This is a genomic window from Citrobacter gillenii (assembly GCF_013337685.1).
GTDB lineage: Bacteria > Pseudomonadota > Gammaproteobacteria > Enterobacterales > Enterobacteriaceae > Citrobacter > Citrobacter gillenii.
Genome location: NZ_SUQN01000002.1, coordinates 612,781 through 635,388 on the forward strand (window position 1 = coordinate 612,781; position 22,608 = coordinate 635,388).

The 22,608-nt window shown below is 53.4% G+C and carries 19 protein-coding genes; 11 read left to right on the forward strand and 8 right to left on the reverse strand.

Features of this window, described 5'->3' with window-relative positions:
- Nucleotide 1 precedes the first annotated feature (1 nt).
- A complete protein-coding gene (locus FCH32_RS06650; protein WP_115258979.1) occupies nucleotides 2–901 on the reverse strand; it encodes a glycyl-radical enzyme activating protein in 900 nt (299 codons plus the stop codon).
- 132 nt (nucleotides 902–1,033) lie between these two features.
- Between FCH32_RS06650 and fsa the strand changes: the two genes are divergently transcribed.
- Entirely contained in the window at nucleotides 1,034–1,696 is a 663-nt protein-coding gene (fsa, locus tag FCH32_RS06655; RefSeq protein WP_117341685.1) for a fructose-6-phosphate aldolase, read from the forward strand.
- 86 nt (nucleotides 1,697–1,782) lie between these two features.
- Here fsa and moeB read toward each other — a convergent pair whose 3' ends face one another.
- Nucleotides 1,783–2,532: a molybdopterin-synthase adenylyltransferase MoeB gene (gene moeB, locus FCH32_RS06660; RefSeq protein WP_096757738.1), complete on the reverse strand. Its 750-nt coding sequence runs from the start codon at nucleotides 2,530–2,532 to the stop codon at nucleotides 1,783–1,785.
- On the reverse strand, nucleotides 2,532–3,767 hold the full coding sequence (gene moeA / locus FCH32_RS06665; protein WP_174360672.1) for a molybdopterin molybdotransferase MoeA: 1,236 nt from the start codon (nucleotides 3,765–3,767) through the stop codon (nucleotides 2,532–2,534). The genes moeB and moeA overlap by 1 nt, the downstream gene beginning before the upstream one ends.
- Nucleotides 3,768–3,968: 201 nt before the next feature.
- Here moeA and iaaA point away from each other — a divergent pair, with 201 nt between their 5' ends.
- Genes iaaA through gsiD form a run of 5 tightly spaced genes read left to right on the forward strand, consistent with a single transcriptional unit; the run spans nucleotide 3,969 to nucleotide 10,236 of the window.
- Nucleotides 3,969–4,934 (forward strand): beta-aspartyl-peptidase, encoded by a 966-nt coding sequence (gene iaaA / locus FCH32_RS06670; RefSeq protein ID WP_117341687.1) that lies wholly within the window; start codon nucleotides 3,969–3,971, stop codon nucleotides 4,932–4,934.
- Nucleotides 4,921–6,792: a glutathione ABC transporter ATP-binding protein GsiA gene (gene gsiA, locus FCH32_RS06675; protein WP_115258974.1), complete on the forward strand. Its 1,872-nt coding sequence runs from the start codon at nucleotides 4,921–4,923 to the stop codon at nucleotides 6,790–6,792. Before iaaA ends, gsiA begins: the two co-directional genes overlap by 14 nt.
- Nucleotides 6,793–6,815: 23 nt before the next feature.
- Nucleotides 6,816–8,354 carry a glutathione ABC transporter substrate-binding protein GsiB gene (gsiB, locus tag FCH32_RS06680; RefSeq protein ID WP_117341689.1) on the forward strand — a complete coding sequence of 513 codons (1,539 nt, stop codon included), beginning with the start codon at nucleotides 6,816–6,818 and terminating at the stop codon, nucleotides 8,352–8,354.
- 47 nt (nucleotides 8,355–8,401) lie between these two features.
- Entirely contained in the window at nucleotides 8,402–9,322 is a 921-nt protein-coding gene (gene gsiC / locus FCH32_RS06685; protein ID WP_096757732.1) for a glutathione ABC transporter permease GsiC, read from the forward strand.
- 2 nt (nucleotides 9,323–9,324) lie between these two features.
- Nucleotides 9,325–10,236 carry a glutathione ABC transporter permease GsiD gene (gene gsiD / locus FCH32_RS06690; protein WP_096757731.1) on the forward strand — a complete coding sequence of 304 codons (912 nt, stop codon included), beginning with the start codon at nucleotides 9,325–9,327 and terminating at the stop codon, nucleotides 10,234–10,236.
- Between the two features lie 59 nt (nucleotides 10,237–10,295).
- Here the strand turns inward: gsiD and rimO are convergent, their stop codons facing one another.
- The gene (rimO, locus tag FCH32_RS06695) at nucleotides 10,296–11,603 is read right to left on the reverse strand and encodes a 30S ribosomal protein S12 methylthiotransferase RimO (protein WP_115258973.1); all 1,308 of its coding nucleotides are present in this window, start codon (nucleotides 11,601–11,603) and stop codon (nucleotides 10,296–10,298) included.
- Nucleotides 11,604–12,074: 471 nt separating this feature from the next.
- Here rimO and glgP point away from each other — a divergent pair, with 471 nt between their 5' ends.
- Nucleotides 12,075–14,525 (forward strand): glycogen phosphorylase, encoded by a 2,451-nt coding sequence (gene glgP, locus FCH32_RS06700; protein WP_174360673.1) that lies wholly within the window; start codon nucleotides 12,075–12,077, stop codon nucleotides 14,523–14,525.
- Between the two features lie 32 nt (nucleotides 14,526–14,557).
- On the opposite strand, the gene FCH32_RS06705 is transcribed toward glgP, so the two are convergent.
- On the reverse strand, nucleotides 14,558–15,484 hold the full coding sequence (locus tag FCH32_RS06705) for a LysR family transcriptional regulator (RefSeq protein ID WP_135912340.1): 927 nt from the start codon (nucleotides 15,482–15,484) through the stop codon (nucleotides 14,558–14,560).
- 207 nt (nucleotides 15,485–15,691) lie between these two features.
- On the opposite strand from FCH32_RS06705, the gene bssR reads away from it, so the two are divergent.
- Both bssR and FCH32_RS06715 read left to right on the forward strand, forming a co-directional pair.
- Nucleotides 15,692–16,078, forward strand: a complete 387-nt coding sequence (gene bssR, locus FCH32_RS06710) for a biofilm formation regulator BssR (RefSeq protein ID WP_174360674.1) — start codon at nucleotides 15,692–15,694, stop codon at nucleotides 16,076–16,078.
- A gap of 102 nt (nucleotides 16,079–16,180) precedes the next feature.
- Nucleotides 16,181–17,293 carry a PQQ-dependent sugar dehydrogenase gene (locus FCH32_RS06715; protein WP_096757725.1) on the forward strand — a complete coding sequence of 371 codons (1,113 nt, stop codon included), beginning with the start codon at nucleotides 16,181–16,183 and terminating at the stop codon, nucleotides 17,291–17,293.
- A gap of 16 nt (nucleotides 17,294–17,309) precedes the next feature.
- Here the strand turns inward: FCH32_RS06715 and FCH32_RS06720 are convergent, their stop codons facing one another.
- Nucleotides 17,310–17,936: a glutathione S-transferase family protein gene (locus tag FCH32_RS06720; RefSeq protein WP_096757724.1), complete on the reverse strand. Its 627-nt coding sequence runs from the start codon at nucleotides 17,934–17,936 to the stop codon at nucleotides 17,310–17,312.
- A 318-nt stretch (nucleotides 17,937–18,254) separates the two neighbouring features.
- On the opposite strand from FCH32_RS06720, the gene dacC reads away from it, so the two are divergent.
- Nucleotides 18,255–19,457 (forward strand): serine-type D-Ala-D-Ala carboxypeptidase, encoded by a 1,203-nt coding sequence (dacC, locus tag FCH32_RS06725; RefSeq protein WP_115259972.1) that lies wholly within the window; start codon nucleotides 18,255–18,257, stop codon nucleotides 19,455–19,457.
- 45 nt (nucleotides 19,458–19,502) lie between these two features.
- On the opposite strand, the gene deoR is transcribed toward dacC, so the two are convergent.
- Nucleotides 19,503–20,261 carry a DNA-binding transcriptional repressor DeoR gene (gene deoR / locus FCH32_RS06730; protein ID WP_115258969.1) on the reverse strand — a complete coding sequence of 253 codons (759 nt, stop codon included), beginning with the start codon at nucleotides 20,259–20,261 and terminating at the stop codon, nucleotides 19,503–19,505.
- 66 nt (nucleotides 20,262–20,327) lie between these two features.
- Nucleotides 20,328–20,936, reverse strand: coding sequence for an undecaprenyl-diphosphate phosphatase (ybjG, locus tag FCH32_RS06735; protein ID WP_146717116.1), 609 nt, complete (start codon nucleotides 20,934–20,936; stop codon nucleotides 20,328–20,330).
- Between the two features lie 297 nt (nucleotides 20,937–21,233).
- Between ybjG and FCH32_RS06740 the strand changes: the two genes are divergently transcribed.
- Entirely contained in the window at nucleotides 21,234–22,466 is a 1,233-nt protein-coding gene (locus tag FCH32_RS06740) for an MFS transporter (RefSeq protein ID WP_096757721.1), read from the forward strand.
- The last annotated feature ends 142 nt before the right edge of the window (nucleotides 22,467–22,608 follow it).

A 22,608-nucleotide genomic window follows, 5' to 3' on the forward strand; every position in this document is an offset into this window, starting at 1 on the left:
GTTATCCTCGTAGGGTCGCGGTTAAACCTTTATGGCTGGCATACTGCTGGGCAAATTCGAGCAGTGCAGGCGCATCCAGCGGTTTGTCCGGGGCGTTGTAGGGTTGGCTGAGTAAGTGGTATTTGTTGATGCCCAAGGTGTGGTAGGGCAAAAAATGAATCTCACCGACGTGAAGTTCATCGGCGGCAAAATCGGTAATGGCTTTAATGGCTTCTTCGTTGGCATTGAAGCCCTGAATCAGCGGCACGCGAATAATCATTTTTTTTCCGGCAGTGGCCAGTTTTTTCAGATTATCCAGCACGCGAGCGGCGTTGCCGTCAGTCCACTGCTTAAACGGCACATCGGCGATGTGTTTTAAATCGGCAAGAAACAGATCGATGTACGCTAATGAAGGTTCAATGTACTTCCACGGTACGTGCAGGCAGGTTTCGACCGCAGTATGAATACCCGCCTCATGGCTGGCTTTGAACAACGCCGCAGCCAGCTCCGGCTGCATAAATGGCTCACCGCCGGAGAGCGTTACCCCACCACCGCTGCGATCGTAGAAGGGTTTATCGCGCAGCACGGTGGACATTATCTCCTCTACGCTTTTTACTTCACCACAGACGGTAAGCGCCTGGGTCGGGCAGCAGTGGGTCAGTGCGGTGAGCGACTTATCGGTCAATTTTTCACGATGAATAAGCAGGCCGTTGAGGGCGCGCTGAATGACGTCAGGCGCAGCCTGAACACACAGGTCACAGCCCTCCAGACACAGACGCGCGTCATACAGCAGATCCTGCGTACGGGCACGACTCTCCGGGTTCTGGCACCAGCGACAACCCAGAGAGCATCCCTTAAGGAAGACTACCGTGCGGATACCGGGACCATCGTGGGTGGAATAGCGCTGGATATTGAAAATCATAAGCGGCCTCTCCTCTTTCGTATAAAGATTAAATTACTTTCGAGTGAAAGTTATATTGACGTGAGTCAACTAACCGCGCGGTTTCGTCGTGCTACCGTTGATTCATGCTAACGATCAGTTTGAGGAACGGTTATGGAACTCTATTTAGATACGTCTGATGTGGATGCGGTGAAAACCCTGGCGCGTATTTTTCCGCTGGCAGGTGTCACCACAAACCCGAGTATTGTGGCGGCAGGTAGAAAGGCGCTGGAGGTGTTACTCCCGGAACTGCATGACGCGATTGGCGGGCAGGGGCGTTTGTTTGCTCAGGTGATGGCAACGACCGCTGAGGGCATGGTCAGCGACGCGCATAAACTGCGGGCAATGATTCCCGATATCGTGGTGAAGGTACCGGTGACCGCAGAAGGGCTGGCGGCGATTAAGCTGCTGAAGAAAGAGGGGATCCCAACGCTGGGCACCGCGGTTTACAGTGCAGCACAGGGGCTGTTAGCTGCGCTGGCAGGGGCCGAATACATTGCGCCGTATGTTAACCGCGTGGATGCGCAGGGCGGGGATGGTATTCAGACGGTGGTTGATTTACAGAACTTACTGAAAATGCACGCGCCGCACGCCAAAGTACTGGCTGCCAGTTTTAAAACCCCGCGTCAGGCGCTGGACTGCCTGTTAGCTGGCTGTGAAGCCATTACGCTACCGCTGGATGTGGCGCAGCAGCTAATTAGCTCCCCGGCCGTGGATGCCGCCATGGCGAAATTTGCGCACGACTGGCAGAGCGCATTTGGACGTACGTCGATCTGATTCTGTTGCCGGGTGGCGCTAACGCTTACCCGGCCTACGTTCGAGCCGTTGTAGGTCGGGTAAGGCGAAGCTGCCACCCGACTTTTTTACCGACTACAAACCTCACACCCCGGGTTGCGCATCAGCTTCATCTCCCGGAACTGGCAGGTCATCGCATCGTACATCACGATTTTACCGCTTGCCGGTTTACCGAAGTTTGCCAGTAACTTGATGGCTTCCATCGCTTGCAGCGACCCGATCACGCCAATCAGCGGTGACATCACGCCGGCCTCCACGCAGGTTAAGGCGTTTTCACCGAACAGGCGGCTCAAACAGCGGTAGCAGGCTTCACCCTCCTGATACGTAAAGACGGTGATTTGTCCTTCCATACGAATGGCCGCACCGGACACCAGTGGCACTTTTGCCGTAAAGCAGGCGGCATTCAGCTGATTGCGCACGGCGACGTTATCGGTGCAATCCAGCACCAGGTCATGCTCTACAACCAACGCATGCATCGCAGCATCGTCAAGCAGCGCATTCACCGGTGTGAGGGTGATATGTGGATTAATCCGCGCCAGCGCATCGCGTGCCGATTCCACTTTTGGCTGCCCGACGGTCGCGTCGCTATGCAACGTCTGGCGCTGAAGATTGGAAACCGACACGGTATCAAAGTCGAGCAGGGTTAAATGCCCGATGCCTGCGCCCGCCAGATACTGAGTTGCGGCGCAGCCAAGTCCTCCGAGTCCTACGACCAGCACCCGCGCTTCTTTTAACGCTTCCTGACCGTCAAAGTCGAAGCCGCGCAGGATGATTTGCCGGTTATAACGCAGCATCTCCTGGTCGCTGAGTTCTGCCATTACAGGCCTCCAAACAGCGCGTTAAATGGCTCGACGTCTACCCACTCTCCGGCTTCAACGTTGCCGCGATCGCATTCCAGAATGATAAAGCAGTTGCCAAGGCTAAAGGAGCTAAAAATATGCGAGCCCTGATGACCCGTGGTGGTGACCTCCAGTTCGCCGTCAGCCGTACGCTGCAATACGCCGCGCTGGAAATCCAGACGGCCAGGCGTTTTCTTCAGGCGTGATGCGGTCCGTACGCGCTGGCGTGGGGGTAATCCGCTGGCGGTATTTCCGCTCAGTTTTGCCAGCAGCGGTTGCACCAGCTGATAGAAGGTGAGGGCTGCAGAGACTGGATTACCTGGCAGGCCACAAAACCAGCTGTTGCTCAGTTTACCGAACGCGAACGGTTTACCCGGCTTAATCGCCAGTTTCCAGAAGGCAATTTCGCCGAGTTCTTCGAGAATGGTTTTGGTGTAGTCCGCTTCCCCGACCGATACACCGCCGGAGCTTATCACCACATCGGCCTGACTGTCGGCTTCGATAAACGCCGCGCGCAGGGCGTGAGGATCGTCGCGGATAATACCTAAGTTGATGACCTCACAGCCCAGCTGTTGCAGCATCAGGTGTACGGCCAGGCGGTTGGTGTCATAAATCTGGCCGTCACCCAGCGGTTGGCCTGGCAGCTGTAGCTCATCACCGGTAGAAAATAGCGCCACGCGCACTTTACGCACAACCTGCACATCGGCAATACCGAGCGAGGCCAGCACCGGGAGCTCAGCGGTTGTCAGACGCGTCCCTGCGGCAAACACCACCGCGCCGTGAGCAATATCTTCACCGCACAGACGAATATTTTGTCCGGCGCGAACTTCTGCGGTAAAACGAATACCGTCATCAGTTTGTTCTGTTTGTTCCTGCATCACCACGGCTTCGCAGCCGGCGGGCACCGGTGCGCCGGTCATAATGCGGATGCAGGTTCCCGCAGGCCATTCCCCATGAAAAGGCTGACCGGCAAAGGCTTTACCTGCGACAGCAAGCGGCAGACCGGATTGCAAATCCGCTAAACGCACCGCGTAACCGTCCATTGCCGAGTTATCGAATCCCGGCACATCAATCGGTGAGACGACGTCGGTTGCCAGCACGCGACCAAAGCATTCCACCAGCGGCAGTGTTTCAACGGCGGTGAGTGGGGTAATCGACGACAGCATTTGTGAAAGTGCCGTTTCGAGCGGCATCAGTCCGGCGGTAAATTCCATGAGAAGACTCCTGCGAGGCAAAATCGAATCCGATCATTATGTCAGAAAACAGACGCAGACAGTATGCCACCTCAGTCTTAGGTGCAGGCCTTTATCTTTACATGACGTCTGCATCTTTCTATATTCGAAAATCGAATCAATAACTCACCGAAATTCTGCTATTTATAACCACGTTTCCTGCCACCTAAATGGACGATAAAAATGGGCAAAGCAGTCATTGCAATTCACGGCGGCGCTGGCGCAATCACCCGCGCGCAGCTGAGTCAGGAACAGGAATTGCGTTATATACAGGCATTGTCAGATATCGTTGAAGTAGGGCAACGAATGCTGGAGGCGGGCCAAACCGCGCTGGATGTGGTGACTGAAGCCGTACGCTTACTGGAAGAGTGTCCTCTGTTTAATGCCGGAATCGGCGCCGTATTTACCCGTGATGAAACCCATGAGCTGGATGCCTGCGTGATGGACGGAAATACGCTGCAGGCGGGCGCCGTCGCTGGCGTCAGCCACCTGCGTAACCCGATCCTCGCGGCCCGTCTGGTGCTGGAAAAAAGCCCGCACGTTATGATGATAGGCGAAGGGGCAGAGAATTTTGCCCATGCGCAGGGCATGGATCGCGTGAGTGTGGATATTTTCTCGACGCCAGAGCGGTATGCTCAGCTACTGGCCGCACGTACAGCGGGGGAAACGGTGCTCGATCACGGCGGTACGCCGCTGGATGAGGGCAGCAAAATGGGCACCGTTGGCGCGGTGGCGCTGGATAAGTACGGTAATTTGGCGGCGGCGACCTCGACCGGTGGCATGACCAACAAACTGCCGGGGCGCGTCGGGGATAGCCCGTTAGTAGGTGCCGGTTGTTATGCCAATAATGCCAGCGTGGCGGTCTCGTGTACCGGAACCGGGGAAGTGTTTATACGCGCGCTGGCAGCATATGACATTGCCGCGCTGATGGATTATGGCGGGCTGAGCTTGTCAGAGGCCTGCGAACGCGTAGTCATGGAAAAATTACCGGCGCTCGGCGGTAGCGGCGGGCTTATTGCCGTCGATCATGAAGGTAACGTGGCCTTACCGTTTAACAGTGAAGGCATGTACCGTGCCTGGGGATACGCTGGCGATACGCCAACCACCGGTATTTACCGGGAGAAAGGAGATACCGTTGCCACACAGTGATGAGCTTGACGCCAACGATGTACTGGCGGTTAGCAATCTGAACATTGCGTTTGCGCAGGAGCAGAAGCGGGTCAGTGCGGTACGCAATTTGTCATTTCGCCTCAAGCGTGGGGAAACGTTGGCGATTGTTGGCGAGTCCGGTTCAGGAAAGTCGGTCACCGCGCTGTCACTGATGCGCCTGATTGAACAGGCGGGCGGAGAAGTGAGCTGCGATGAGATGTTGCTTCGGCGACGCAACCGGCAGGTGATTGAACTGGGCGAACAGAGCGCGTCGCAGATGCGTCATGTGCGCGGGGCGGATATCGCGATGATCTTCCAGGAGCCGATGACGTCGCTCAATCCGGTGTTCACCGTCGGCGAGCAAATAGCCGAGTCGATTCGTTTGCATCAGGGGGCTAGCCGTGAGGCGGCGATGGAAGAGGCCAAACGGATGCTCGACCAGGTGCGGATACCGGAGTCGAGGGCCATTTTATCGCGCTTTCCGCATCAGCTTTCTGGCGGTATGCGCCAGCGGGTCATGATTGCGATGGCGCTGTCGTGCCGTCCGGCGGTATTGATTGCCGATGAGCCGACCACCGCGCTGGATGTCACCATTCAGGCGCAGATCCTGCAGCTGATTAAAGTATTACAGCAGGACATGGCCATGGGGGTGATTTTTATCACCCACGATATGGGCGTGGTTGCCGATATTGCCGACCGCGTCCTGGTGATGTATCAGGGTGAAGCTGTAGAAACGGGCAGCGTGGAACAGATTTTTCACGCCCCGCAACATCCCTATACCAAAGCGCTGCTGGCTGCCGTGCCGCAGCTCGGGGCCATGAGCGGACATGAACTGCCGCGCCGTTTCCCGTTGATTTCGCTGCAGGACCCCGACCACCGTGAACCGCAGACTGAACAGGACACGGTGGTGGCGGGCGAGCCGATCCTGCAGGTGCGTAATCTGGTGACGCGTTTCCCGCTGCGCAGCGGCATTCTCAATCGCGTGACCCGCGAGGTGCACGCGGTGGAAAACGTCAGTTTTGATCTGTGGCCAGGCGAAACGCTCTCGCTGGTCGGGGAGTCCGGCTGTGGTAAATCTACTACCGGACGGGCGTTGTTGCGACTCGTGGAGTCTCAGCACGGGGAGATTACCTTTAACGGTCAGCGGATAGACACGCTGGCCAGCAGCAAGCTTCAGCCGCTCCGTCGGGATATTCAGTTTATTTTCCAGGATCCCTATGCGTCGCTCGACCCGCGTCAGACGGTAGGTTATTCCATTCTCGAGCCGCTGCGGGTGCACGGGCTACTGCAAGGGGACGCCGCGGCAAAACGGGTCGCCTGGCTGCTGGAGCGGGTGGGGCTACTCCCTGAACACGCCTGGCGCTATCCGCACGAGTTTTCCGGTGGCCAACGTCAGCGTATCTGTATTGCCCGGGCGCTGGCGCTCAATCCAAAAGTGATCATTGCCGATGAATCAGTTTCGGCGCTGGATGTCTCGATTCGTGGGCAGATTATTAATTTGTTGCTCGATCTCCAGCGGGAAATGGGCATCGCCTACCTGTTTATTTCTCACGATATGGCGGTGGTCGAACGTATCAGCCACCGTGTGGCGGTGATGTACCTGGGGCAGATTGTCGAGATTGGTCCCCGTCGGGCGGTGTTTGAAAATCCGCAGCATCCGTATACCCGCAAATTAATGGCGGCGGTTCCGGTTGCCGATCCCTCTCATCAGCGGCCGCAGCGGGTGCTGCTGTCGGATGATATCCCCAGCAATATCCGCAAACGCGGAGAAGAGATTTCCCCGGTTTCACTCCAGTTAGTGGGGCCGGGGCATTATGTTGCGCGTCCGCAGGTGGAAAATGCGCTTTCGCGTCTATAACAGGCAGGGTTCAGGAGAATAACATGAGACAAATTGTTGCTCGTAAATGGCTGGTTGCGCTGGGGGTTGCCTCTGCACTGGCTGCGTCCCCTGCCTGGTCGGCTAAAGACGTGGTGGTGGCGGTAGGGTCTAATTTTACTACGCTCGATCCCTATGACGCGAATGACACGCTGTCGCAGGCGGTGGCGAAGTCGTTTTATCAGGGGCTTTTCGGTCTTGATAAAGAGATGAAGCTGAAAAATGTGCTGGCAGAAAGCTTTACCGTTTCCGATGACGGCTTAACCTATACCGTCAAACTGCGGCAGGGGGTGAAGTTTCAGGATGGCACCGATTTCAATGCAGAGGCGGTGAAAGCTAACCTTGAGCGAGCCAGCAATCCGGAAAATCATCTTAAACGCTATAACCTGTATAAAAATATCGCTAACACCGAGGCCGTTGATGCGACGACGGTGAAGATCACGCTGAAACAGCCGTTCTCGGCGTTTATTAATATCCTGGCGCACCCGGCAACGGCAATGATATCGCCGGCGGCGCTGAAGAAATACGGTAAAGATATCGGCTTCCATCCGGTGGGTACCGGGCCTTATCAGCTTGAAACCTGGAATCAGACCGATTTTGTGAAGGTGAAAAAGTTCGCTGGTTACTGGCAGCAGGGCCTGCCGAAGCTTGATACGATTACCTGGCGTCCGGTGACCGACAATAACACCCGTGCGGCGATGTTGCAGACCGGCGAGGCACAATTTGCCTTCCCGATCCCTTACGAGCAGGCCGCATTACTGGCGAAGAACAAAAACCTGGAACTGGTTGCCAGTCCGTCGATCATGCAGCGTTATATCAGCATGAACGTGACGCAAAAACCGTTTGATAATCCGAAGGTGCGTGAGGCGCTGAACTATGCCATTAACCGCCAGGCGTTGGTAAAAGTGGCATTTGCCGGTTACGCCACACCGGCGACCGGCGTGCTGCCGCCTGCGATAGCCTACGCGCAAAGCTATACGCCGTGGCCTTACGATCCGGCGAAAGCCCGTGAGTTGCTGAAAGAGGCGGGTTATCCCAACGGCTTTACCACCACGCTGTGGTCATCGCATAATCACAGCACCGCGCAGAAAGTGCTGCAATTTACCCAGCAGCAGTTAGCGCAAGTCGGCGTGAAGGCGCAGGTGACGGCGATGGATGCCGGACAGCGGGCGGCAGAAGTTGAAGGTAAGGCGCAGAAAGAGAGCGGGGTACGGATGTTCTACACCGGCTGGTCGGCGTCGACGGGCGAAGCTGACTGGGCATTATCACCGTTGTTTGCTTCGCAAAACTGGCCGCCAACGTTGTTTAATACGGCGTTTTACAGTAACAAGCAGGTGGACAGCGATTTAGCCGCGGCGCTGCAAACGAACGATCCGAGCGAAAAAGCGCGATTGTACAAAGATGCACAGGATATCATCTGGAAAGAGTCGCCGTGGATCCCGCTGGTGGTGGAGAAACTAATCTCTGCGCACAGTACCAAGTTGACCGGATTCTGGATTATGCCGGACACCGGATTTAGTTTTGATGATGCGGATTTGCAATAAGCTATTCATTCGGCCCCTGAACAGCGGGGGCCGCCGAAGGGAGTCTGATGCTTAATTATGTTTTCAAGCGCCTGCTGGGGTTGATTCCAACGCTACTTATCGTCGCGGTGCTGGTGTTTTTATTTGTTCATTTGCTGCCTGGCGATCCGGCCCGGTTGATTGCCGGACCGGAGGCCGACGCTGAGGTGATTGAGCTGGTGCGCCAGCAGTTGGGTCTGGACCAGCCTCTGCATATTCAGTTCTGGCATTACATGACGAACGTGTTGCAAGGTGACTTTGGCACCTCGATGGTGTCGCGTCGTCCGGTTGCTGAAGAGATTGCCAGCCGCTTTATGCCTTCATTCTGGTTGACGATTGCCAGCATGACGTGGGCGGTCTTGTTTGGCATGACGGCAGGGATCATCGCCGCCGTATGGCGAAATCGCTGGCCGGACAGGTTGAGTATGACCCTTGCGGTCACTGGGATCTCCTTCCCGGCGTTTGCCCTCGGCATGCTGTTAATGCAGATTTTTTCCGTGGAGCTCGGCTGGTTACCCACCGTGGGCGCGGATTCCTGGCAGCATTATATCCTGCCCTCTATCACGCTGGGCGCGGCGGTGGCAGCGGTATTGGCGCGTTTTACCCGTGCCTCGTTTGTCGATGTGCTCAGCGAAGATTACATGCGCACCGCGCGGGCAAAAGGGGTGAGTGAAACCTGGGTGGTGTTAAAACACGGTTTGCGTAACGCGATGATCCCGGTCGTCACGATGATGGGGCTGCAGTTTGGCTTTTTGCTTGGTGGCTCCATTGTGGTTGAGAAAGTCTTTAACTGGCCAGGGCTCGGACGATTGTTGGTGGACTCGGTTGAAATGCGAGACTACCCGGTGATTCAGGCCGAGGTGCTGTTATTTTCTCTGGAGTTTATTCTTATTAACTTAGTGGTGGATGTGCTCTATGCCGCCATTAATCCGGCTATCAGGTACAAGTAAGGATGCGATTTTTTAACTGGCGCCGACAGGCGATTTTAAATGCAATGCCGCTCGTTAAGCCTGAACAGATCCGCACGCCGTGGCACGAGTTCTGGCGGCGTTTTCGTCGCCAGCGTGTGGCGATGATCGCCGGGTTATTCGTGCTGGCCTTGATCCTGGTGGCGATATTTGCCCGTTGGTTGACGCCGTTTGATGCCGAGAATTACTTCGACTATGACCGCCTCAATGATGGGCCGTCGATGTTGCACTGGTTTGGCGTCGATTCGCTGGGGCGGGATATTTTTAGCCGCGTGCTGGTTGGCGCGCAAATTTCGCTGGCGGCAGGGGTGTTTGCCGTATTTATTGGCGCGGCCATAGGTACGGTGTTGGGTCTGCTGGCAGGTTATTACGAAGGCTGGTGGGATCGGTTGATTATGCGTATCTGCGATGTGCTATTCGCTTTTCCGGGTATTCTGCTGGCGATAGCGGTGGTGGCGGTGCTCGGCAGCGGCATTGCTAACGTGATAATTGCCGTCGCTATCTTCTCCATTCCAGCCTTTGCGCGACTGGTGCGTGGGAATACGTTGGTGCTCAAACAGCAGACGTTTATTGAGTCGGCGCGCAGCATTGGCGCCAGCGATACGACCATTATCTTCAACCATATTTTGCCGGGGACGGTCTCGTCGATCGTGGTCTTTTTTACCATGCGCATCGGGACGTCGATCATCTCCGCCGCGAGTTTGTCGTTCCTGGGATTGGGTGCTCAGCCACCGACGCCGGAGTGGGGCGCGATGCTCAACGAAGCGCGGGCGGATATGGTGATTGCTCCACACGTGGCGATATTCCCGGCGGTGGCAATATTCCTGACGGTGCTGGCGTTTAACTTATTGGGTGATGGCCTGCGCGACGCGCTGGACCCGAAGATTAAAGGATAAACAGTGGGCCGGATGACGGCGTAAATGCCTTATCCGGCCTACTGTTGGGTGACGATGAGTTAAACGCGGCTGCCCCACAGATCGTATTCGTCTGCGTTTTCGACTTTCACGCGGATGATATCGCCAGGCTTCACGTTGGTTTCGCCATTCATATACACCGCGCCGTCGATTTCCGGGGCGTCTGCCATGCTGCGACCAATCGCGCCTTCTTCGTCAACTTCATCGACGATGACCAGAATTTCGCGGCCGACTTTCTCCTGCAAGCGTTCAGCAGAGATCTGCTGCTGCAATTGCATAAAGCGGTTCCAGCGTTCTTCTTTCACCTCTTCCGGGATTTGATCCGGCAGCGCATTGGCCCCCGCACCTTCTACCGGGCTGTATTTAAAGCAGCCGACGCGATCCAGACGCGCTTCTTTCAGGAAATCGAGTAGCATCTGGAAGTCTTCTTCGGTTTCACCCGGGAAGCCGACGATAAACGTTGAACGCAGGGTCAGTTCAGGGCAGATTTCACGCCACTGCTTAATACGCGCTAACTGGCGGTCTACCGAACCTGGGCGCTTCATCAGCTTAAGAATACGCGGGCTGGCATGCTGCAGCGGGATGTCCAGATACGGCAGGATTTTGCCTTCCGCCATCAGCGGGATGACATCATCGACGTGCGGGTACGGATAGACGTAGTGCAGACGAGTCCAGATACCCAGTTTTGACAGCTGCTCGCACAGATCAACCATGCTGGTTTTCACTGGCTCACCGTTATGGAAGCCGGTGCGGTGCTTCACATCCACGCCGTAAGCGGAGGTATCCTGGGAGATAACCAGAATCTCTTTGACGCCCGCATCAACCAGACGCTTGGCCTCGCTGAGTACCTCGCCGATGGGACGGCTGACTAAATCGCCGCGCATGGACGGAATGATGCAGAACGTGCAGCGGTGATTGCACCCTTCAGAGATCTTCAGATAGGCGTAATGACGCGGCGTCAGCTTGACGCCCTGCTCAGGAACCAGGCTCTGGAACGGGTTATGTTTTGGTTTTGGCACGTAATGGTGAACGTGTTCCAGAACCTGCTCGTAACTGTGCGGTCCGGTGATTTCCAGCACCTTCGGGTGAACTTCACGGATCTGATCGACTTTCGCGCCCAGACAGCCGGTGACAATCACCTTGCCGTTCTCGTTCAGCGCTTCGCCAATCACTTCCAGTGATTCTTGTACCGCGCTGTCGATAAAGCCGCAGGTGTTAACGATAACCATATCCGCGTCGTCGTAATTCGGCACCACGTCATAACCTTCGGTACGAAGTTCAGTCAGGATGCGCTCAGAATCAACGAGGTTTTTCGGACAACCTAGTGAAATAAAACCAATTTTTGCCATTTTCTTATACTGTACATTGCTCGTAATCGGGGGATTATACAGATGCCATCGCGTGACATCTATCTCTGATGTTCATAAGTCGGACGCTCTAAATGGGGAGTGCCGGTAATTGGCTTATCGGCAGGAGCAAGGTATTTAGAGAGTCTAATTCCGGCTTTAAGTGTCACTTCTTGGCTATAGAGAAGAAGTCTTCTAAATTTAATATGTCGAGCGTTATTCATGAGGTTAAATTTGAAAGATATTGCTTTGCAGTCAAAACTTAAAATGGCGAGAACCCTTTATGCTAATGGCGTGAGCTTGTATTATATTTCGCTCGCCACTGGTTTAAGCTGGCGCTTATTAATGAATGAACTTCATTCTATTACTCGTCATGAAGTGAGTCCGCAAAAGAATCAACGCTCATAAATTTATTTGTGTTTTATTTTTATTTTATTTTTCTGCCCCTGTCCGATTCTGCGAGGTCACGCTGATATGTATATTTCCCCACTTCCTACAGCCGCCGAAATTGATGTTGATAAACTCAGGGATGATATTGCCAATAAACTCTTATTTACCATTGGTAAAGATCCGGCCATTGCCACTAAACGTGAATGGTTAAACGCTACGCTATATGCCGTGCGCGATCGCATGGTCGAACGCTGGCATCGTTCAAACCGGGCGCAATTCTCTCAGGATGCCCGCCAGGTTTATTACCTGTCGATGGAGTTTCTGATTGGGCGTACATTGTCGAATGCGCTGCTGTCTCTGGGGATTTATGACGAAGTGAACAGCGCGCTCGAGGCCATGGGGCTGGATCTGGAAGAGCTGATTGACGAAGAAAACGATCCAGGGCTTGGCAATGGTGGTCTCGGACGTCTGGCGGCCTGTTTCCTTGACTCGCTGGCCACGTTGGGTTTACCGGGATGCGGTTACGGTATCCGTTACAACTACGGTATGTTCAAACAAAATATCGTTAATGGGGTGCAGAAGGAGTCGCTGGACTATTGGCTAGAATACGGAAATCCGTGGGAATTTAAGCGTCATAATACCCACTATAAAGTGCGCTTTGGCGGTCGTGTTCAGCAGGAAGGCAGCAAAGTCCGCTGGATTGAGACCGAGGATATTCTGGCCGTAGCGCATGACCAGATTGTCCCAGGTTATAACACCGACAGCACCAATACATTGCGCTTGTGGAATGTGCAGGTTAATAGTGAAGTTAATTCAGGCAAAGTAAATCTGAATGATGATTTTACCGTTGAAGTGGAAAATAAATACCATTTTGAAAAGATCTCGCGGGTGCTGTACCCGGATGACTCCACCGACGCCGGGCGCGAGCTGCGCCTACGCCAGGCTTATTTTTTGGCCTCAGCGACCATTCAGGACATATTGAGCCGGCATTATCAACTGCACAAAACTTATCATAATCTGGCTGATAAAATCGCGATTCACCTTAATGATACCCACCCGGTTCTGGCGATCCCGGAATTGATGCGTCTGTTAATCGACAATCATCAATTTGCATGGGATGATGCGTTTGACGTGACTTGTCAGATTTTCTCCTATACCAACCACACCTTGATGAGTGAAGCGCTGGAAACATGGCCGGTAGAGATGCTGAGCCGGATCCTGCCGCGCCATTTGCAAATTATTTTTGAAATTAACGATCGCTTCCTGAAATCCGTGGCGGATAAATATCATGATGACAGTGAGCTGCTTAAACGGGTCTCGTTAATTGATGAATCGCATGGCCGGGTGGTGCGGATGGCCTGGCTGGCCGTCGTGGTCAGTCATAAAGTGAACGGCGTGTCGGCATTACATTCAAAATTGATGACGGAATCACTGTTTGCTGATTTTGCGCGTATCTTCCCGATGCGGTTTACTAATGTCACGAATGGCGTGACGGCCCGTCGCTGGCTGGCATTGGCGAACCCGCCGCTGGCAAACGTACTGGATGAGAATATCGGTCAGAACTGGCGCACTAACCTGATGCAGCTTGCTGATCTGAAACAGTATATTGATTATCCAAGCGTGAACGACGCGGTGCATCGCGCGAAGCACAAAAATAAACAGCGGCTGGCGCACCATATTGCCACCCAGTACGGGGTGGTGGTGGATCCTGCGGCCCTGTTTGATGTACAGGTGAAGCGTATCCACGAGTACAAGCGTCAATTATTGAACGTACTCCACGTGATTACACGCTACAACCGTATTAAAGCTGCACCGGATGAAAACTGGGTTCCTCGTGTGAATATCTTTGCCGGTAAGGCTGCTTCGTCGTACCACATGGCGAAACAGATTATTCGCTTAATAAATGACGTGGCACAGCGGGTGAATAACGATCCACAAATCGGCGGCAAGCTGAAGGTGGTGTTTATCCCGGATTACAGCGTCAGCCTGGCGCAGCTAATTATTCCGGCGGCTGACCTTTCCGAGCAAATTTCACTGGCAGGGACCGAGGCTTCCGGTACCAGCAATATGAAGTTTGGCTTAAATGGTGCGTTGACCATTGGCACGCTGGACGGGGCGAATATTGAAATGCAGGAATATGTCGGCGAAGATAACATCTTTATCTTTGGTAATACGGCGCAGGAAGTCGACGCCTTACGACGTGACGGCTATAACCCAAGAACGATTTTTGAGAATGATGCCGAACTGCATCAGGCACTGACGCAAATTGGCACCGGCCTGTTTAGTCCACAGGAGCCTGGGCGGTATCGCAACATCCTCGATTCATTGATCAACTTTGGTGACCATTATCAGGTGTTAGCGGATTATCGCCGCTATGTTGATTGCCAGGACTCTGTGGATGAGTTGTATCGTACTCCCCGTGAGTGGACGACGAAAACGCTGCATAATATTGCCAATATGGGGTACTTCTCGTCGGACAGAACGGTACAGGAATACGCCGATAATATTTGGCGTATTACCCGGATCCATGTCTAACCCTTAATCACAACGGGTGTTCTCCCTGGTTTTCAGAACAGGGAGGATGCTTGTAAATCGGCGAGAATTGGTGCCAGGAGCTTATGGGTATTGGTTTCTTTGCGCGATGAGGCAAAAATACTGAATTGCGGTAACGGGAACGGCGTATTGATTTTTTTCAGGCCATAAAGTGGCGCATGCGTGGCGAAGACTTTTTCCGGGATCACCCCTAAACATTGGGTATTCGCGACAATCGTGAGTATCGCGGTAAAAGAAGAGGTTAGCAGGCAGCGATCCCCGGTTCTGAATTTTTTATCCACGATGCTGCGGTGATAAATTATTTTCTCGTTTTTAGTGTTGTAACCCACCAGATTGGCACTTCTGAACATTTCCTCACTGATCGAATGACCATACAACGTATTATTTTGTGACGCTGCCAGTACTAGCCGCATATCACATATTTTGTGACAGGAAATACTGCCTGATTCCACGGAAAAGGTAGAAAAAACAACATCAGCCTGCCGCATCGTGAGCAGTTCGATAATACTCTGCTCATTTAAATCAGCGGTAAGATGCAGGAGACTGATATCCGCGTTATTGTTGATTATTTTTTCCGTAACGTCGGGAATAACGATCGGTGAAATAAACGATTCCGTATACAGCGTGAGCCTTTTTCTGGATGCCGGGGAAGTATGTGGCATTAGCAGCGACAGTTTATCAATAATCGGGATTGCATTGTCGTAAAGCTCGTCGGAATAGACGGTTGGTAATAACGCATTGCCGCTGCGGACAAAAAGATTATCTCCCATCAGTTCGCGCAGTTTTTTTAACGACTGACTGACAGCCGAGGGAGAAATATTCAGCATATCGGCGACGCGGGTAATGCTCCCTACGCTATAAATCAAACAGAAAATGGTGAGCAGATTCAGGTCTATCTTTGATAGCGTGCGTATCTTCTCGGCATCATTTGCTTTTGACATAGACCCCTCATCATCCGTGTCGCGACAGTAACCCCATCAGGTATAGCAAAAAATTATCGCTACGTCAGAAACAGACGGTTTCTCTGTGCGTTGTAACATTGTAAATAATGTTAATCAATTAGGGTTTATTGACGTGGAGCATCAATTTGTTCAAAAAACGACCATACTATTAAGTTGCACCATGGTTGGAAAGAGGAGGAACAAAGTATGGTCGTTGACAGACTGAGAACCGATCTTCTCAACAAGTTGATAAACGCCCGTATCGATCTCGCCGCTTATCTGTTGTTGAGGAAAGCGAAAGGCTATATGTCAGTGAGTGAGAGCGATCGTCTGCGTGATAATTTTTTTGCACTGAATCGCGAACTGCATGATGACCAATCACAGCTCCACGGTATGCATCTTGACCAGGAAGAGTGGAATGCCCTGCGCCGTGCTGAAGGCGCGTTAGCCGCCGCGGCTGTTTGTCTGATGAGCGGACATCACGATTGTCCGACCTTTATCGCCGTTATCGCAGAGAAACTGGAAAACTGCCTGACAACGCTGACGCTGAGTATCCAGTGTTTGCAAATGTACTCAACGCTGGAACATGTCTGAATCCGGGGGAGGGCGCTCCCCCTTTTCGTTAAGATTGTGTAAAAGTTGCGGGAAATTGCCCCTTGCTGGCTACGCTTTATGCAGAGCCATTAAGGAGGTGTTATGCGGCGACTCTTTCTCTGTGCGGCCCCACTGTTACTGTTTGCCCCTCACGCCAGTGCTGAACCGTCTGCGCTGAAGGTTGAGGTGCTGCAAACCAAACTTGATCACCCCTGGTCCTTGGCCTTTTTACCTGACAACCGCGGCATATTACTCACGCTGCGGGGTGGACAGTTGCGACTATGGCAGGCGGGGGAAGGACTTTCCGATCCGCTAACCGGGGTACCAAAGGTTTGGGCGCACGGTCAGGGGGGGTTACTCGATGTGGTGCTCGCCCCGGATTTTGAACGTTCCCGGCGGGTTTGGCTCAGCTTTGCTGAAGCCGACCATGAGGGTAAGGCCGGTACGGCAGTCGGTTATGGACGACTGAGCGACGATCTCAAACATCTGCAGGCGTTCCAGACGGTTTTTCGCCAGATGCCAAAACTTTCAACCGGCAACCATTTTGGTGGACGCATGGTGTTTGACGGTAAAGGCCACCTGTTTATTGGTCTGGGTGAAAATAACCAGCGCGCTACCGCTCAGGATCTGGACAAGCTGCAGGGTAAGGTGGTGCGACTGACCGATGAGGGCAGCATTCCGCCGGATAATCCATTTGTGAACCAGGCCGGTGCTCGACCTGAGATTTGGTCCTATGGCATCCGTAATCCACAGGGGATGGCGATGAATCCCTGGAGTGACACGCTGTGGCTCAACGAACATGGCCCGCGCGGTGGCGACGAAATTAATATCCCCGAGAAAGGCAAAAACTACGGCTGGCCGTTAGCGACCTGGGGGATGAACTACAGCGGTTTAAAAATACCGGAGGCTAAAGGTGGAATTGTTGAGGGTACGGAACAGCCTGTTTTCTACTGGGAAAAGTCGCCGGCGGTCAGCGGGATGGCTTTTTACAATAGCGATACCTTTGCGCAGTGGCGGCAGAAGGTGTTTATTGGCGCGTTAAAAGACCAGGATGTGATCGTTTTAAGCGTTAACGGGAATCAGGTTACTGAGGACGGGCGTATTTTACGCGAAAGAGGACAGCGGATCCGCGATGTGCGTGTCGGACCAGACGGTTATTTGTATGTGTTAACCGACGAGTCCGACGGGCAACTACTGAAGGTGAGCCCCCGGTAGCCGCAGCGCTACAGCATCAGCTGACCGGGATCATCACCGCTTTTTGGAACGCTGGACGTTCGGTAAGCTGCTGGTACCAACGCTCAAGGTGAGGACGTTCGGTCCAGCTCAGGCCAACGTTAAATAGGTTGTAGATAAACGGGGCGATGGCGATATCGCCGGTACCAAACTCGTCCCCGGAGAACCACGGTTGGTCGGCCAGCGCGTTGTCGAGCATGGCAAACAGGTTGTCGCAAACCTTCGCGCCTGCGTCAATGGCCGCCTGGTCGCGTTGTTCTGCCGGTGTTCTGACCAGACCAAATAAGATGACCCGATGAGCAGGGCTTAGCGTCTGGTTAGCCCAGTCCATCCATTTTTCGCCTTCTGCACGTTTTGCCGGGGCATCGATCCACAGCCGTTTTTGCCCGTATTGGGCGGCCAGATAGCGGACGATGGTATTGGATTCCCACAGTAAAACGTCGGTTTCATCATCGCGTAGCAGGGGGACCAGACCGTTTGGATTCATCGCCAGGTAGTCAGCATCTCGGTTGATACCGTGCTGCCCGCCCGCCAGTATTTGGTTATACGGTAGTTCCAGTTCTTCGAGCGTCCACAACACTTTTTTCACGTTGGTCGAGTTATTGCGACCCCACAGTGTAATCATAGTAACCCCGCGTAATCATTGAGCAGCTTGATGGCTGCATTCGGTATTAAACCCGTTACATGGTGGGGTAAACCTAATATTTACGCAACAACACGTAAAAAAATCGTGATGAAAGCGGCGCAGCGCAGTGTTATTGCATAAACTTTAAAAACTTTACCAACTTACGGTTTCTTTAAGCTCGTTAGTGCGTTATTACTCACCGCACTTATTTTACACGTCATCCATCAGGCCGCTTCTGCGCGGGTTTGGCCGATGCAGTTTGTGTAAACATGGTGTGTTATGACGTGGTTTTTTGGAATGGATACTCGGGTGGCATTTATGACGCAATACTTCTCTTCCCTTCGCAGTTTCGCCGCAGGTTCAGCGCTGTTATTCCTTTTGGCACCGACCGCACAGGCGGTAGAGCAACCCACCGCGCCGCCGAGCGTGGATGCGCGCGCGTGGATCTTAATGGATTACGCCAGCGGCAAGGTGCTGGCGGAGGGCAATGCTGATGAGAAATTGGATCCAGCCAGTCTGACCAAGATCATGACCAGCTATGTGGTTGGCCAGGCGCTGAAGGCCGGGAAAATTAACCTGAACGACATGGTTACCGTAGGAAAAGATGCCTGGGCGACGGGCAACCCGGCTCTGCGTGGGTCTTCAGTGATGTTCCTGAAACCCGGCGATCAGGTAGCGGTCTCCGATCTGAACAAAGGCATTATTATTCAGTCGGGTAATGATGCATGTATCGCGCTGGCAGATTACGTGGCTGGCAGCCAGGAATCCTTTATTGGTTTGATGAACGGCTATGCGCAAAAGCTGGGACTGACGAATACCACCTTCCAGACGGTGCATGGTTTGGATGCGCCGGGGCAGTTCAGTACCGCGCGCGACATGGCCTTGCTCGGTAAAGCACTCATCCACGATGTGCCGGAAGAGTACGCCATTCATAAAGAAAAAGAGTTTACCTTTAATAAAATTCGCCAACCGAACCGCAACCGCCTGCTGTGGAGCACCAACCTGAACGTGGACGGGATGAAAACGGGCACCACGACGGGCGCGGGTTATAACCTGGTGGCTTCCGCCACCCAGGGCGATATGCGCCTGATCTCGGTAGTGCTGGGAGCGAAAACCGACCGTATTCGATTCAATGAGTCAGAGAAGCTGCTGACGTGGGGCTTCCGCTTCTTTGAAACGGTCACGCCGATTAAACCGGATGCCACCTTTGTGACCCAGCGCGTCTGGTTCGGCGATAAGAGTGAAGTTAACCTGGGCGCAGGCGAAGCCGGTTCGGTGACTATTCCGCGCGGTCAGCTTAAAAATCTGAAAGCCAGCTTTACACTGACCGAACCGCAATTAACCGCGCCACTGAAGAAAGGCCAGGTTGTCGGGACGATCGACTTCCAGCTGAACGGGAAATCCATTGAACAGCGTCCGCTGATGGTGATGGAGGCCGTTGAAGAGGGCGGTTTCTTTAGCCGGATGTGGGACTTTGTGATGATGAAATTCCACCAGTGGTTTGGTGGCTGGTTCTCTTAATCACCGTTATTGCCGGACAGCGTTTGTGCGTCCGGCAATGTCATTTCAGTACACCAGTTTAATGTGCTGCGCTTTTGCGTAATCAACAAACTCATCGTCAGGACGGGTATCGCTAATGATGCTATCAAAGCGTTTCAGATTACCCATCCGAGCGGGACGCACCTTACCAAACTTGCTGTGATCCACCACCAGTACATGATACTGCGCCATCGACATCGCCCAATGCTTCACCGGTAGTTCTTCCAGGTTAAAACAGGTTGCACCTTTGTCAATGTGTACGCCAGCCGCAGAATAAAACGCGATATCCGGGCACAGGTTGTTCAGCGTTTCCTGGAAATCGAGTGGTTTGAAAATAGCGTTGCTGGCGTGGAATTCACCGCCACATAGGATGACGCGACACAGCGGTTTTTCCTGGAGTACCAGAAAGGTATTCAGCGAGTAGCAAATCGCGGTGAAAGGCAGATCGTTATCAATAGCTTCAATGATCCACGGCGTGGTGGTGCCGCAGTCAAAAAAGATCGTCTGATGCGCTTGAACGAGGCTCGCAGCTTGTTGGGCCGCGCGACGTTTCTCATCCACCAGCCGGGACTTTTGGTCGCTGATTAAGTAATGGCTGGCGCTACGGGGTTCCAGAACAATATATCCCCCCAGCAACACGACCGGGGCATCGTTATTATTCAGGTCGCGACGGATGGTCATCTCAGATACGCCAAGTAGCGTCGCGGCTTCTTTAAGGTGTAATTTATCGCTGCGTTTCAGCGCCTGCAGCAATTGACCAATACGCTCGTCGCGTCGTGTTTCCATAGTTCCCCTGGTGAGTAGAATAAGCGTTTCATATCGCGCGCTTAATACTACTCTTTTTACCGTGGATTAGTCACGCACCCAGCCTTTACGGATCGGCAGGGCGAAGCAGGTGCGATAGCAGGCCTGCAACGCGGAATACAGCGAGGTGCCGAACCGTTGCCAGATCATCTGGGCGCTCAGGCAGCCGATTAACGCTGCCAGGAACCCACCCAGCATATCCAGCGGCCAGTGTACGCCGAGGTACACCCGTGACCAGGCGATCGCCACGGCAATCGCCATAAACAAGGCGCCAGACCACAGGCGATGCCAGAATATAAAGGCCAGTGCAAAGGTGAAAATAACGGTGCCGTGATCGCTTGGGAAAGAGTCATCAGGTGCATGGTGCAAGAAGTTGTAGCCGATGTGGTTAACAAACGGGCGATCGTGCGGGAACAGATGTCCTATCAGCCATGAAATGACCAGGCTTACAATTATTGCCAGCGCCATTTTGATCACCAGTTTGCGCTGAGTCGTCACGTGGTCACGCGGGCCCCAAAGCCACAGGATTACAGCTAACAACGGCACGATGCTGATCAGATCTTTAGCAATAAAGACGGCAAACGCGATCGCCCATTGCGCAGAGTCCGGCGTGGCGTTGATCAGGTAAAATAGCGAGTTGTTCAGATTTTCCAGCATAACATCCAGATTCACGACAGTAGTTAAAAGAGTCCCATCAGGCAGAGCATAAGTTCGCTTTAGCGGGATAAAAAGCGGTGTTGTCTTATTTGTCAGCTAAATGACTATTTTTAAGATAATTAATGACGTCTATAGAGCATGATAACGGGTTCAACTTAAATTAACCTTAAAGCAAAAGTGCATTGTGAAACTGAGTGTAAAAATGTGCGCATTTTGCGGCCAAATCACATAATTCACTATCACCAGTCCGGCGCATTTATTACACTTTGCGCGTTTTTTCATTGGTTAAGAGACTTCATGCACAACCGTTTATCTTCAGGCGCCCGACTGGGGCGTCAGGCATTACTTTTCCCTCTCTGTCTGGTGCTTTACGAATTCTCTACGTATATCGGCAACGATATGATCCAGCCCGGTATGCTGGCGGTGGTGGAGCAATATCAGGCCGGATTAGACTGGGTTCCCACCTCCATGACCGCGTACCTGGCAGGCGGCATGTTTTTGCAGTGGTTATTAGGACCGCTGTCGGATCGTATTGGTCGTCGGCCGGTGATGTTAACCGGTGTGGTGTGGTTCATTGTTACCTGCCTTGCGACGCTGTTTGCGCAGAACATTGAACAATTCACTTTCCTGCGCTTTTTGCAGGGCATTAGCCTGTGCTTTATTGGCGCGGTGGGCTATGCCGCGATTCAGGAATCCTTTGAAGAGGCGGTATGCATTAAAATTACCGCCCTGATGGCGAACGTGGCGCTGATTGCCCCGTTGCTGGGCCCGCTGGTCGGCGCGGCCTGGGTGCACGTGCTGCCGTGGGAAGGGATGTTTGTGCTGTTTGCGGTACTGGCCGCCATCGCCTTTGTTGGCCTGCAGCGCGCGATGCCTGAAACCGCGACCCGACTCGGTGAAACGCTGTCGATTAAAGAGCTGGGCAAAGACTACAAGCTGGTGCTGAAGAACGTGCGTTTTGTCGCCGGTGCCCTGGCGTTGGGCTTTGTCAGTCTGCCGTTGCTGGCGTGGATCGCTCAATCCCCGATTATCATTATTAGCGGTGAACAGCTGAGTAGCTATGAATATGGTCTGCTACAGGTGCCGATTTTTGGTGCGCTGATCGCCGGTAACCTCGTGCTGGCGCGCCTGACCGCACGACGCACGGTACGGTCGCTGATTATTATGGGCGGCTGGCCAATCGCCGTGGGGCTGATTATTGCCGCGGCGGCCACGGTGGTTTCTTCCCATGCCTATTTGTGGATGACGGCAGGGCTGAGTGTTTATGCGTTTGGGATTGGCGTGGCGAATGCCGGGCTGGTACGCCTGACGCTGTTTGCCAGCGACATGAGCAAAGGGACGGTTTCCGCCGCGATGGGCATGCTGCAGATGCTGATTTTTACCGTTGGTATTGAGCTGAGCAAACATGCTTATTTACTCGGCGGTAACGGCCTGTTTAGCCTGTTTAATCTGGCCAGCGGGATACTGTGGCTGGCGCTGATGTTTATTTTCCTGAAAGATAAGCGAGTAGGGGATTCACGGGAAGGATAAAGCCCGGCTATCCGTAATACCGTTCAGTTAACGTCTCGGTATCAGAAAGCATCAACATGTGTTGGCGGCGGGGGGGATGAATATGCTCTCTCAGAGAAAGGGTTCCGTTCACCTCATGTTCATCGTTTCTCTGAGGCACTGA

What these genes read in the sequence shown, in the direction of transcription:
- FCH32_RS06650 (WP_115258979.1), bottom strand. Translation starts at nt 901, where the DNA reads ATGATTTTCAATATCCAGCGCTATTCCACCCACGATGGTCCCGGTATC.
- fsa (WP_117341685.1), top strand. Translation starts at nt 1,034, where the DNA reads ATGGAACTCTATTTAGATACGTCTGATGTGGATGCGGTGAAAACCCTG.
- moeB (WP_096757738.1), bottom strand. Translation starts at nt 2,532, where the DNA reads ATGGCAGAACTCAGCGACCAGGAGATGCTGCGTTATAACCGGCAAATC.
- moeA (WP_174360672.1), bottom strand. Translation starts at nt 3,767, where the DNA reads ATGGAATTTACCGCCGGACTGATGCCGCTCGAAACGGCACTTTCACAA.
- iaaA (WP_117341687.1), top strand. Translation starts at nt 3,969, where the DNA reads ATGGGCAAAGCAGTCATTGCAATTCACGGCGGCGCTGGCGCAATCACC.
- gsiB (WP_117341689.1), top strand. Translation starts at nt 6,816, where the DNA reads ATGAGACAAATTGTTGCTCGTAAATGGCTGGTTGCGCTGGGGGTTGCC.
- gsiC (WP_096757732.1), top strand. Translation starts at nt 8,402, where the DNA reads ATGCTTAATTATGTTTTCAAGCGCCTGCTGGGGTTGATTCCAACGCTA.
- gsiD (WP_096757731.1), top strand. Translation starts at nt 9,325, where the DNA reads ATGCGATTTTTTAACTGGCGCCGACAGGCGATTTTAAATGCAATGCCG.
- rimO (WP_115258973.1), bottom strand. Translation starts at nt 11,603, where the DNA reads ATGGCAAAAATTGGTTTTATTTCACTAGGTTGTCCGAAAAACCTCGTT.
- glgP (WP_174360673.1), top strand. Translation starts at nt 12,075, where the DNA reads ATGTATATTTCCCCACTTCCTACAGCCGCCGAAATTGATGTTGATAAA.
- FCH32_RS06705 (WP_135912340.1), bottom strand. Translation starts at nt 15,484, where the DNA reads ATGTCAAAAGCAAATGATGCCGAGAAGATACGCACGCTATCAAAGATA.
- bssR (WP_174360674.1), top strand. Translation starts at nt 15,692, where the DNA reads ATGGTCGTTGACAGACTGAGAACCGATCTTCTCAACAAGTTGATAAAC.
- FCH32_RS06715 (WP_096757725.1), top strand. Translation starts at nt 16,181, where the DNA reads ATGCGGCGACTCTTTCTCTGTGCGGCCCCACTGTTACTGTTTGCCCCT.
- FCH32_RS06720 (WP_096757724.1), bottom strand. Translation starts at nt 17,936, where the DNA reads ATGATTACACTGTGGGGTCGCAATAACTCGACCAACGTGAAAAAAGTG.
- dacC (WP_115259972.1), top strand. Translation starts at nt 18,255, where the DNA reads ATGACGCAATACTTCTCTTCCCTTCGCAGTTTCGCCGCAGGTTCAGCG.
- deoR (WP_115258969.1), bottom strand. Translation starts at nt 20,261, where the DNA reads ATGGAAACACGACGCGACGAGCGTATTGGTCAATTGCTGCAGGCGCTG.
- ybjG (WP_146717116.1), bottom strand. Translation starts at nt 20,936, where the DNA reads ATGCTGGAAAATCTGAACAACTCGCTATTTTACCTGATCAACGCCACG.
- FCH32_RS06740 (WP_096757721.1), top strand. Translation starts at nt 21,234, where the DNA reads ATGCACAACCGTTTATCTTCAGGCGCCCGACTGGGGCGTCAGGCATTA.